The sequence below is a fragment of the Aeromonas sp. 600948 genome (assembly GCF_049174875.1).
Lineage (GTDB): Bacteria > Pseudomonadota > Gammaproteobacteria > Enterobacterales > Aeromonadaceae > Aeromonas > Aeromonas veronii_A.
On record NZ_JAAKTY010000018.1, the window covers coordinates 80,286 to 91,870 of the forward strand.

Annotated in this window: 8 protein-coding genes; 6 read left to right on the forward strand and 2 right to left on the reverse strand. The window is 61.4% G+C overall.

The window, feature by feature from the left end; all coding sequences use genetic code 11:
• The first annotated feature begins 37 nt into the window (after positions 1-37).
• The 5 genes from G5182_RS15165 (at position 38) to G5182_RS15185 (ending at position 6,663) form a co-directional block, all read left to right on the forward strand.
• Complete coding sequence (locus G5182_RS15165; protein WP_421254500.1) at positions 38-1,759, forward strand: glycoside hydrolase family 9 protein; 1,722 nt, start codon at positions 38-40, stop codon at positions 1,757-1,759.
• A complete protein-coding gene (locus G5182_RS15170; protein WP_421254501.1) occupies positions 1,752-2,624 on the forward strand; it encodes a BadF/BadG/BcrA/BcrD ATPase family protein in 873 nt (290 codons plus the stop codon). The genes G5182_RS15165 and G5182_RS15170 overlap by 8 nt, the downstream gene beginning before the upstream one ends.
• Positions 2,609-4,474, forward strand: a complete 1,866-nt coding sequence (locus G5182_RS15175; RefSeq protein ID WP_421254502.1) for a beta-N-acetylhexosaminidase — start codon at positions 2,609-2,611, stop codon at positions 4,472-4,474. Before G5182_RS15170 ends, G5182_RS15175 begins: the two co-directional genes overlap by 16 nt.
• A 212-nt stretch (positions 4,475-4,686) precedes the next feature.
• Positions 4,687-6,240 carry a methyl-accepting chemotaxis protein gene (locus G5182_RS15180; RefSeq protein ID WP_421250025.1) on the forward strand — a complete coding sequence of 518 codons (1,554 nt, stop codon included), beginning with the start codon at positions 4,687-4,689 and terminating at the stop codon, positions 6,238-6,240.
• Between the two features lie 66 nt (positions 6,241-6,306).
• Positions 6,307-6,663 carry an MGMT family protein gene (locus tag G5182_RS15185; RefSeq protein ID WP_179902302.1) on the forward strand — a complete coding sequence of 119 codons (357 nt, stop codon included), beginning with the start codon at positions 6,307-6,309 and terminating at the stop codon, positions 6,661-6,663.
• Positions 6,664-6,679: 16 nt separating this feature from the next.
• On the opposite strand, the gene G5182_RS15190 is transcribed toward G5182_RS15185, so the two are convergent.
• Positions 6,680-6,844, reverse strand: coding sequence for a hypothetical protein (locus G5182_RS15190; RefSeq protein WP_005334891.1), 165 nt, complete (start codon positions 6,842-6,844; stop codon positions 6,680-6,682).
• 108 nt (positions 6,845-6,952) lie between these two features.
• Positions 6,953-9,574, reverse strand: coding sequence for a type I DNA topoisomerase (gene topA / locus G5182_RS15195; RefSeq protein WP_227342154.1), 2,622 nt, complete (start codon positions 9,572-9,574; stop codon positions 6,953-6,955).
• A gap of 355 nt (positions 9,575-9,929) precedes the next feature.
• On the opposite strand from topA, the gene astB reads away from it, so the two are divergent.
• Entirely contained in the window at positions 9,930-11,267 is a 1,338-nt protein-coding gene (astB, locus tag G5182_RS15200) for an N-succinylarginine dihydrolase (RefSeq protein WP_227342152.1), read from the forward strand.
• Positions 11,268-11,585: the final 318 nt, after the last annotated feature.

Genomic DNA, 11,585 nt, shown 5'->3' on the forward strand with positions numbered 1-11,585 from the left:
TCACCGCCCGGCGGTGAACCACAGGAGTAAGAAGTTGATGGAACTCTTGATCAATCAGGTGGGCTACGAGTGCGACGGACACAAAGTCGCCCTGTTGCAAACCTCCCCCGCCCCTGATCTCGGCGGCTATGTCAGGCTGCAACGCCTTGATGATGGCCAGATCCTGTTTGAAACTCCGCTGCAACCGGCTGGCAGCGTCCCTGGCTGGCAGGGCCGCGCTTACTGGCGCGCCGACTTCTCCGCCTTCAAGGAGCCGGGTCACTATCGACTGGAGGCGATCACTGCCCAAGGCATTGTCCGCTCCACCCGCTTTGCCATCGGCCAGGATCTGCTGGCCAGCCGCTGCCTCTCCGATGTCATCCACTACTTCAAGGGCCAGCGCGCCAGCGGCACCTTTGATCGGGCCGACCGCAGCGCCCGCCTGTTTGGCACCGACCAGCACAAAGATGTGCACGGCGGCTGGTTCGATGCCAGCGGCGACATGAGCAAGTACCTGAGCCACCTCTCCTACGCCAACTACCTCAACCCCCAACAGACCCCCATGGTGGTGTGGGCTCTGCTCAAGTGCCGCGAACTGCTGGCCCCGCGCCGCGATATCGACGGGGTGAACCTCTGCAAGCGGCTCAATGACGAGGCGCTGCACGGCGCCGATTTCCTCTGCCGGATGCAGGATGAGTCGGGCTTCTTCTACATGACCCTGTTCGACAAGTGGAGCAAGGACCCGGAGCAGCGCGAGCTATGCGCCTATGCCACCCAGCAGGGGCTCAAGTCCGCCAACTGGCAGGCAGGTTTTCGCCAAGGGGGCGGCATGGCCATCGCCGCGCTGGCCCGCGCCGCCCGCGAGAGCGTCAGCGGCGACTTCGATGCCAGCCGCTACGCCGAGGCCGCCAAACGCGGCTACCTGCATCTGCGTGAACACAACCTCTCCTATCTGGATGACGGGGTCGAGAACATCATCGACGACTACTGCGCCCTGCTGGCAGCGGTAGAGCTGACCGGCACCTTCGGCGCCGAGTGGCTGAATGAGGCGAGAACTCGCGCCAGCAAGCTCTGTGCCCGCCAGCGCTCCCATCCTGAGCTGGGTCACTACTGGTCGGCCAACGAGGATGGCTCGCGCCCCTACTACCACGCCGCTGAGGCGGGTCTGCCGGTACTGGCGCTGCTGGAATATCTGGGCGTAGAGCCGGATCAGGAATACAAGGCACGGGTACAAACCGTGGTGGAGCAGGCGCTAGCCGCCGAGCTGGCGCTCTGTGCCCGCGCAGGCAACCCCTTCTCCCTCGCCCGCCAATATGTCAAAGGGGTGGATGAAGCGCCGCGCGTCAGCTTCTTTATGCCCCATCACAACGAGTCCGGTTACTGGTGGCAGGGGGAGAATGCCCGCCTGGCCTCGCTGGCTGCCATGGCCTTTGCTGGCGCCCGCCACTTCCCCCGCCAGAGCCAGCCGCTGCTCACTTACGGTCAGCGCCAACTCGACTGGATCCTCGGGCAGAACCCGTTCAACGCCTGCATGCTGGCGGGCCACGGCATCAACAACCCCGCCTATACCGCCGGGTATCCCAATGCGCAGGGGGGTATCTGCAACGGCATCACCTCAGGGTTTGATGACGAAAATGAGGTGGCCTTTATTCCGGAGGAGTACAAAGATCGGCTGGATCAGAACTGGCGCTGGGGGGAGCAGTGGATCCCCCACGCTGCCTGGTTTGCTCTGGCCATCACTTGGCAGAGTGCGCAGGGAAATGGAGGTCGACATGATTGAATACTGGGTCGGGGTCGACGGCGGGGGCACCCACACCCGCGCCCGCATTCGGGATCGGGCGGGCAAGCTGCTCGGAGAGGGGCGTGCAGCCGGCTCCAATCTGGAGCTGGGCATCCCCCATGCCCACGCCAATGTGCTGGCTGCCATCGCCAGCGCCCGCCTTGCCGCCGGGCTCGGAATAGAGTGCGAACAGCAGATGGGAATCGGGCTGGCGCTCGCCTCCGCCGAGCTGGCCGACTGCTATCACGCCCTGCTCGAGATGCCCTTCCCCTTTGCCAGCATCAGGCTCACCTCCGATGCCTTCGGTGCCTGCCTCGGCGCCTTTGGCGGCCGTGAGGGGGCCATCCTCATCGCCGGTACCGGCTCGGTGGGGCTGGTCTATCAGGAGGGGCAGATCCGCACCTGTTCCGGCCGCGGCTTCCCCATTTCAGACATAGGCAGCGGCGCCTGGCTGGGGCTGCGCGCCATCCAGCAATCCCTGCTCTGCCACGACGGCATTCTGCCCCCCAGCACCCTCGCCATCCGCTTGATGGATCGCTTCAAGCGGGATCAGGCCGAGGTGGTACGCTGGGCCGCCCGCGCCATTCCGGCGGACTATGGCCACTTTGCCCCCTGGGTATTTGATGCAGCCAGCGATGGCGACGAGCTCGCCAATCAGCTGCTGGACGAAACCTGCGAGCAGCTGCAGATCCTGCTGGAGGGGATGACCCAGCTCGGTGCCAGACAGATCGCCCTGCTGGGGGGGATTGGCACCCGCCTCGCTCCCCGTCTCGGCCAGCTCAACCTGATCCCCCCCCAGGCAGATGCGCTCGATGGCGCCATCCTGTTTGCCCAATCAGAGGATTTTCCATGTCTACACCCCTGATCCACACCCAGGTCGCCCGACGTGACGGCGAGGATGTCTGGTTCACTTTCACCCTCTCCCGCATGCCTGATACCAAGTGGAAGCTGCACTTCTGTCTGGCTCGCCATATCGACCCCGACTCCTTGCAAGGGGGCGAGCTGGAGCGCCAGAGCGGCAGCTACAAGGTGATTGTCCCGAACGCTGGCAGCTGCGAGCTGCGCTTTTGCTGCCGCCAGACCCCCATCAAGAAGCTCTCCGACATGCCGCAGGGCTTTTTCCTCAGCTTGCCGGAGGCGACCACAGGTGCCCAGCTGCTGCCGGTGACACTGGCCGCTCAGGATCTTGGACTGGAAAACCCGCCGTTAGCCCGCCCCGACCTGCCAGATGTCGAGCCTCTGCCCGGTATAGTGCCGCAACCGGCCCATCTGGTACTGCTGGAGGGGAACTTCCGGCTGGCCGAGCGGGCTCATGTCAGCGCCCCTCACGATGTGCCGAAGCTGCTGGCCCACTTCAACGAGCTGACGTCGCTGGCACTGGAGCAGGATCACGACGCTGAAATCCGGCTGACCGAGGCCAAACTGGCACCCGAAGCCTACCAACTCACCATCACGCCGCAGGAGGTGGTGATTGCCGCCGCCGACGAAGCGGGCTGGCGTCATGGGCTGGTCACGCTGGCTCAGTGGTATCTGCAACATGGGGAGAGCCTGCCCTGCATCACGCTGGAGGATGCCCCGCGCTTTGGCTTTCGCGGCATTTTTCTCGATTGCGCCCGCCACTTCCACACTCCGGCCACCATCAAGCGCCTGCTCAAGCTGATGAGCCTCTACAAGTTCAACCGCTTCCACTGGCATCTGACCGATGACGAGGGGTGGCGACTCGAGATAAAGACCTTCCCGGAGCTGACCGACGTGGGTGCCTGGCGCGGCCACGATCTGGCGATCTGCCCCCAGCTCAGCGGCGGCGCCGAACCCTATGGCGGCTACTACACCCAGAGCGAGGTGAAGGAGCTGGTGAGCTATGCCGGTGAGCTCGGCATCACCGTCATTCCCGAGATCGACATTCCGGGCCACTGCCACGCTGCCATCAAGGCGCTGCCCGAGTTGCTGATCGAAACGGCGGATCACTCCCGCTACCGCTCGGTTCAGCATTTCGATGACAACGTGCTCAACCCCGCCCTGCCCGGCACCTACCGCTTCCTGGAGGCGGTGCTGGACGAGGTGTGCGAACTCTTCCCCGGCCCGCAGATCCACATGGGGGGTGACGAGGTGCCGACCGGGGTCTGGACCGACAGCCCCGCCTGCCAGCAGCTGATGGTCGAGCAGGGCTACGCCGATTGCCGCGAGCTGCAGGGCCATCTGCTGCGCCACTGCCAGCGCTATCTGGCCGCCAGAGGCAAACAGATGATCGGCTGGGAGGAGATCCTGCATGGCGACAAGGTGAGCCGTAAAGCCGCCGTCTGTGCCTGGACCTGCTTTCAGGCGGGGCTGGATGCTGCCGCGGCCGGTTATCCGGTGGTGATGGCGCCCGCCCAGTTCCTCTATCTCGATCTCGCCTGGAGCGCCGATATTCATGAACCCGGCCTCTACTGGGCGGGTACCCTCAATCTGGAGCAGATCTACGCGTGTGACCCTGCCCCAGCCGATTTCCATGCCAACGATAACATCCTCGGGGTGCTGAGCCCCTTGTGGTCAGAATTGATCACCAGCCGTGATCGTCTCGACTACATGTTGTTCCCGCGTATGCTGGCCACGGCCGAGGTGGCCTGGAGCGATCCCGCCCACAAGGGCTGGGAGCACTTCGCCGCCCGCCTGCCGGGTCAGCTGCAGATCCTCGATCAGTTGCAGGTGCGCTACCGGATGCCACAGAGGTAATGTTGTCTCTACTTTGGCGGCCAATCGGCCGCCTTTTTTACGATTAGCCAACAAAACATCAACTTCCCCCTACCATTCATCCGCCATTATTGGCAAAATCCAGCCCCCAATGAAGCTGATCTGCCTCCTGCTGGCGCGAGCCTGCGGTCACCTCCAGATCTGCCACAATAACAACGACAACATTATCAACAAGAACATCGGAGCGTATTCCTATGGCCCGCAGAAACGTCCATACCCTGGATAGCGAAGTGGAGTTTCCTGCCGACGTACAACTGGTCTCAACCACTGACCTGCGCGGGGTGATCACCTACGCCAACCCGGCCTTCTGCGACATCGCAGGCTACTCGGTCGATGAACTGGTGGGACACAACCACAATCTGGTACGCCACCCCGACATGCCCAAGGCCGCCTTCGCCGATCTCTGGGCCCGCCTCAAGGAGGGCAAACCCTGGCGCGGTATGGTAAAAAACCGCTGCAAGGATGGCCGTTACTACTGGGTAGATGCCTATGTGACCCCCATCTATGAAGGCAACAGGATCAGCGGCTACCAGTCGGTACGCTGCAAGCCCGAGCCCCAATTCAAGCGCATCGCCGCTCAGACCTACCAGGCCCTGCTCAAAGCAGAGCGCGGCAACAGCAGCAACCTCCCCTCTCTTGCCAGAGTGCGCACCCCGGCCATTACCCTGCTGCTGCTCGGCCTGATGGGCTGGACCTTCGCTAGCCAAGGGGCCATGACCGCCCTGCTGATGCTGCTGCCCCTGTTGCTCATCGGCGGCGCCTACTGGCGCGAGATCTTCGCTCTGCCCCACTATCTACAGCAGTTGGGCCGTGAATATGACAGTCTGACCCGGCTGGTCTACTCCGGTGACAACCCCGGCGCCATTGCCGATTTTCATATCAAGATGCTGCAGGCCCGCATCCGAACCGTGTTGGGACGGATCAACGATGCCACGGCACCTCTGCAAACCCTGGCCATCAATCTGAAGCAGGCCTCTCATCAGGCCTGTCTCGATATCAACGAGCAAGATGCCCAGACCCAGCAGATGGCTACGGCTATGACTCAGATGGCCAACACAGCTCACGAGATCGCCCGCAACATTCAGGACTCCAACGGTCAGGTCAACGAAGCTCGCAATCGTTGTGAACAAACCAACCAGCAGTTGAACCAGACAGAGCAACAGATCGAACAGCTCGCCAAACAGGCAGAGCTGGCGTTCAACTCGGCGGTAGAGCTCGCCAGCGAATCCGAACGGATTGGCAGTGTCATGGGCGAGATCCAGGGCATCGCCGAGCAGACTAACCTGCTGGCCCTCAACGCCGCCATCGAAGCGGCTCGCGCCGGAGAGCAGGGCCGTGGTTTTGCGGTGGTCGCAGACGAGGTACGAACTCTATCGACCCGCACCCACAAGGCGACCGAGCAGATCCAGGGCAGCATCAAGCAGATCCAGCACACGCTGGGACGCTGGAAGGGGATGATGCAGGAGAACCTGCAACAGACCCGCGCATGTGCCGAGATGACCCGCCAGGGCGCCAGCAGCCTCCATACCGTGCTGGCAGAGATAGAGCTGGTCACCGAACACTCCACCCAGATCGCCACCGCTGCTGAGCAGCAACAAGCGGTAGTAGAGGAGATCAGCCGCAGCATCCACCAGATCTCCGAGTACTCCCACGCCAACAGTCAGAAGATGCTGGATGTCGATCACTCCAGTCAGGCTCTGCTGGAACGGGCCAAGCAACTGAAGGGGCTTAGCCAGACCTTCGGCTGAATCATTGCCAGCCCCATGACAGAAGCGCCACAATGGCGCTTCTGTTGTTTTTGACGAATCGGGTTTATGAGCATTGAATCAAGTCCATCCCCATTGAACAAAACTGCCCGTATCGAAGCGATCATCGCCTTGATCCCGGCAGGCCGGGTGGTCAGTTACGGTCAGGTGGCCGATCTGGCGGGGCTGCCCGGACGGGCAAGACTGGTAGGCAAGGTGCTGCGGGAAACCGACAAGGTACTGCCGTGGCATCGGGTATTGGGCGCGGCGGGCACCATCTCGTTACCGAAAGGGTCGCCAGGCTTTGCCGAACAGACGGGACGCCTGCAGCAAGAAGGGGTCGTGGTGATCGGTGGGCGGGTCAGAATGAAGGAGTGGCAATGGCAGCCCGATCTGGCCGAGCTGCTTTTTCTACTGCCGTTTTGAGGGGATCACAGCCGGATCACTCCAGCGGCGCCAGGATCTCGTCGCTGCGCACCTGCACCGGTATGGTCTCATCCGCTCGCTGCAGCAGCACCAGCAGGCTCTGCCGGTCAACCTCCAGCACATAGGCCGCACCTTCACGGGTCATGCAGCTCATGCCTGGCCGGATCTCGTTAATCTCCATCTCAACCTCCTTGTCTACTTCGCGATTGACGACAGCTGCACTCCTTGCAGCTGTCTCAGTATACCGCTATCCATAAGCAAAGAGGCCCCTTGTCGGGGCCTCTTTTCATCAGGCTTTTTTAGCCTTTGGCAAACTCTCTTGCCAGGTACCGTTGTCGTAGTGAGCAGTCCAACCGGTCGCCTTGCCGTTAACCTCGCTCATCACGTACTGCTCCTTGGTCTTGCGACTGAAGCGCACGATGGCGGGGTTGCCGTCCGGATCAGTGAGCGGGGCACCAGCCAGATACTTGTGCTTGGCGGAGATGCGATCCTTGAAGCGCTTGAGCTCTTCCACCAGCGGCGCGCGGGTCTCGCGAGATTTGGGGAAGTTGCTGGCCGCCAGGAACAGACCGGCAGCCCCGTCACGCAGCACGAAGTGGGCATCGGACTGGGTGCACTTGAGCTCCGGCAGCGGCACCGGATCCTCCTTCGGCGGCGCGATGTCGCCGTTTTTCAGGATCTTGCGGGTGTTCTTGCAGGTCTCGTTGGTGCAGCCCATGTACTTGCCGAAACGGCCGTTCTTGAGCTGCATTTCGCTGCCGCAGCGGTCGCACTCGATGCTCGGCCCTTCGTAGCCCTTGAGCTTGAACTGGCCCTTCTCGATCTCGTAGCCATCGCAATCCGGGTTGCGACCACAGACGTGCAGCTTGCGGCTGTCGTCGATGATGTAGGCATCCATCGCGGTGCCGCACACGCCGCAGCGGTGCTTGGCGCGCAGCGCTTCGGTTTCCGCCTCTTCGCCATCGGTGGCGGAGACAAACTCGTCGGCAGAGACCAGGTTGATGGTCTTCTTGCAGCGCTCTTTCGGCGGCAGGGCATAACCGGAGCAGCCAAGGAAGACACCGGTGGTAGCGGTACGGATACCCATCTTGCGGCCGCAATCCGGGCAGTCGATGTCGGTCATCACCATCTGGTTGGCACGCATGCCGCCCTCTTCGGGCGCCTTGTCAGCCTTCTCCAGCTCCTGGGTAAACTCGGCGTAGAAGGCGTCCAGTACCTTCTTCCACTCCAGGCTCCCTTCGGCGATGCCATCGAGCTTGTCTTCCATCTTGGCGGTGAACTCGTAGTTCATCAGCTCGACGAAGTTCTCCACCAGACGATCGGTGACGATCTCGCCCATCTTCTCGGCGAAGAAACGGCGGCTTTCGACCCGCACATAACCACGATCGACGATAGTGGAGATGATGGAGGCGTAGGTTGACGGACGGCCGATGCCGCGTTTTTCCAGCTCGCGCACCAGCGCGGCTTCGGTGAAACGGGCAGGCGGCTTGGTGAAGTGCTGGCGCGGATCCAGCTTGACCAGTTTCAGCACCTCGCCCACGGTCACCGCCGGCAGCTGACTATCTTCGCCCTTGCGACCCATCGGCGGCAGCGCCTTGGTCCAACCGGCGAAGCGCAGGGTACGGCCACGGGCCTTGAGCTCGAACTCACCCGCCTTGACGGTCAGGGTGGAGGAGTCGTACTGGGCCGGGGTCATCTGGCAGGCGACGAACTGACGCCAGATGAGGTCGTACAGGCGCATCGCATCCGGTTCCATCCCTTCCAGCATCTCGGCAGTCACCAGCACACTGGAGGGACGGATCGCCTCGTGGGCCTCCTGGGCATTGGCCTTGGCGCCATACAGATTCGGCTCGGCCGGCAGGTAGGCTGCGCCATACTGCTCGCCGATGTATTCCCGCACCGCGTCCACCGCCTCTTTGCTGAGGTTGGTGGAGTCGGTACGCATATAGGTGATGTAACCCGCTTCATAGAGACGCTGGGCCATCATCATGGTCTTCTTGACCCCGAAACTCAGCCGGGTAGAGGCCGCCTGCTGCAGAGTAGAGGTGATGAAAGGAGCAGAAGGCTTGGAACCGGTCGGCTTGTCTTCCCGGTTCACCACCTTGTAGTCGACCCCTTCCAGGGCCGCCACGGCGGCAAAGGTCTCGGCCTGGGTCACTGGCTTGAAGTCGGCACCATTGCGGCTGACCACTTCCATCCGCAGATCGCTCTTGTCAGCGGTCAGCAGGTCGGCATTGAGATCCCAGAACTCGACCGGTACGAACGCCTTGATTTCGCGCTCTTTATCGACGATGAGACGCACCGCAACGGACTGCACTCGACCGGCGGAGAGACCGCGGGCCAGCTTTTTCCACAGCAGCGGGGAAACCATGTAACCCACCACGCGGTCGAGGAAACGACGGGCCTGCTGGGCATTGACGCGGTCAATATTGAGTTCGGACGGCTGGGCAAACGCCTCCTTGATGGCGCTCTTGGTGATCTCGTTGAACACCACGCGCTTGTAGCGGCTGTCGTCGCCACCGATGATCTCGCGCAGGTGCCAGGCGATCGCTTCCCCTTCTCTATCCAAGTCGGTTGCGAGATAGATGGTGTCGGCTTTCTCGGCCAGACTTTGCAACTCGCTGACCACCTTCTCCTTGCCGGGCAAAATCTGGTAGTTAGCCTGCCAGCCAGCGGTCGGATTGATACCCATCCGGGCAAACAGGGCCTTGCGATCCTTGGCAGCCTTCTCGGATTCGCTCAACTTGATGCCGCGAATGACAGGTTTCTTGGGCTCGGTGCTGGCACTGCCGCTGGTGGGCAGATCGCGAACATGACCAACGCTGGATTTCACCACGTAGTCCTTGCCCAGATATTTGTTGATCGTCTTGGCCTTGGCCGGAGACTCCACTATGACCAGTGATTTGCCCATGCTGTAACTATTATCCTCATTGCACCCGACGGGGTTGGTGTGCGGTTTTGTGGGGCTGTATAAGAGATTTGGCGCGAAAAAGCAATCTTGTGAGCAAATTTGCCTGACCAGCCCGCACCACACGGCTTCTTTTATTGCTTCTTTATTTATTAATGCGAAGGCAACAGGCCGGACGCAACCGCTTTTTCAATTTTCTGCCATACCGCCCCTCTTTTTATATCTGAAACGACATAAAAACGTCTGCCGGTTACCGGCTTGTTACAAAAACATAAAATCTCTTTATAATGGCCTAACCCCGACGCATTGTGCGCGGAAGGAACCGCTACCCATCATAAAAATCGAAAGGATGTACTCAATGAAGCACTTCGAGGTCAATTTCGACGGTCTGGTCGGCCCGACTCATAACTATGCCGGCCTCTCCTACGGCAACGTTGCCTCCCAGAGCAATGCCCAGGAGGCTTCCAATCCGAAAGAGGCCGCCAAACAGGGGCTGCGCAAGATGAAGGCGCTGACCGAGCTTGGCATGACCCAGGGGGTACTGGCGCCACAAGAGCGTCCCGATCTCGCCACCCTGCGCCGCCTAGGCTTCACCGGCAACGATGCCCGGGTGCTGGAGCAGGCCGCCAAACAGGCTCCTGCCGTACTGGCCGCGTGCTATTCGGCCTCCAGCATGTGGACCGCCAACGCCGCCACCGTCTCTCCCAGTGCCGATACCCAGGATGGCCGCATTCACTTCACCCCCGCCAACCTGACCAACAAGTTTCACCGCTCTCTGGAGCCGGACGTCACGGGCCGTATCCTACGAGCCGTGTTCAACAATGATCGCCACTTCAGCCACCACCTCCATCTGCCGGAGAATGACCACTTCGGCGACGAGGGGGCTGCCAACCACACCCGGCTCTGCCGTGCCTATGGCGAGGCGGGGGTCGAGCTGTTTGTCTATGGCCGCAGCGCCTTTGACTACTCCCGCCCGGCGCCGAAGCGCTATCCGGCCCGCCAGACTCTGGAGGCAAGCCAGGCCATCTCCCGTCTCCATGGCCTTGGCGAGGAGAGCGTGGTGTTTATTCAGCAAAACCCGGATGTGATCGATCAGGGGGTGTTCCACAACGACGTGATCGCGGTGGGCAACCAGAACGTGCTCTTCTTCCACCAACAAGCGTTCCTCAACACCGAAGCGGTGCTGACTGAAATCCGCGGCAAGTTTGGCGAGGGGGATTTGCACTTTATCGAAGTGCCAACTGCCGAGGTATCCGTGCTGGATGCGGTGAAATCCTACCTGTTCAACACCCAGATCCTCACCCTGCCGAGCGGTGAGATGGCCATCATCGCCCCCACCGAGTGCCGCGACAATCCGGCGGTGTCGGCCTATCTTGGCAAGCTGCTGACGCAGGAGACCCCGATCAAGGCGGTCCACTATATGGATGTGAAACAGAGCATGCGCAATGGCGGCGGCCCGGCCTGCCTGCGACTGCGGGTTGCCATGAACGATCAGGAACTCGCTGCGGTCAATCCGGCCTGCCTTATCAACGACAGCCAGTTTGCCCGCCTCGATGGCTGGGTCGATAGCCACTACCGCGACCGCCTGACCCTCGACGATCTGAGGGATCCGGCACTGGTGCAGGAGTCCCGCAGCGCACTGGACGAGCTGACCCAGATCCTGAAACTGGGTTCGGTCTACCCGTTCCAGCGCTAGATGTGATGCCCGGGAAGACCGCCGACGCTGGCGGTCTTCTGCTATTTCCCTTCTCTTCAGCGCGATCGCCAACTTGCACGGATGCTGTTTTGTGCAGAAAAGCAGCGCACAACTTGCTGATAAGCTTGAATTTTGAGCTGGATGTATCAAAAAATCGACGAACAGTCATTTTTTACTGCCAGATGCCTCATCAAGGGGTTCACAAAGCCTCTGGATCTGATAGTATGCGCCTCGCACTTGGGGAGGGGTTCCCGAGCGGCCAAAGGGATCAGACTGTAAATCTGACGGCTCTGCCTTCGAAGGTTCGAATCCTTCTCC

What these genes read in the sequence shown, in the direction of transcription:
- G5182_RS15165 (WP_421254500.1), top strand. Translation starts at nt 38, where the DNA reads ATGGAACTCTTGATCAATCAGGTGGGCTACGAGTGCGACGGACACAAA.
- G5182_RS15170 (WP_421254501.1), top strand. Translation starts at nt 1,752, where the DNA reads ATGATTGAATACTGGGTCGGGGTCGACGGCGGGGGCACCCACACCCGC.
- G5182_RS15175 (WP_421254502.1), top strand. Translation starts at nt 2,609, where the DNA reads ATGTCTACACCCCTGATCCACACCCAGGTCGCCCGACGTGACGGCGAG.
- G5182_RS15180 (WP_421250025.1), top strand. Translation starts at nt 4,687, where the DNA reads ATGGCCCGCAGAAACGTCCATACCCTGGATAGCGAAGTGGAGTTTCCT.
- G5182_RS15185 (WP_179902302.1), top strand. Translation starts at nt 6,307, where the DNA reads ATGAGCATTGAATCAAGTCCATCCCCATTGAACAAAACTGCCCGTATC.
- G5182_RS15190 (WP_005334891.1), bottom strand. Translation starts at nt 6,844, where the DNA reads ATGGAGATTAACGAGATCCGGCCAGGCATGAGCTGCATGACCCGTGAA.
- topA (WP_227342154.1), bottom strand. Translation starts at nt 9,574, where the DNA reads ATGGGCAAATCACTGGTCATAGTGGAGTCTCCGGCCAAGGCCAAGACG.
- astB (WP_227342152.1), top strand. Translation starts at nt 9,930, where the DNA reads ATGAAGCACTTCGAGGTCAATTTCGACGGTCTGGTCGGCCCGACTCAT.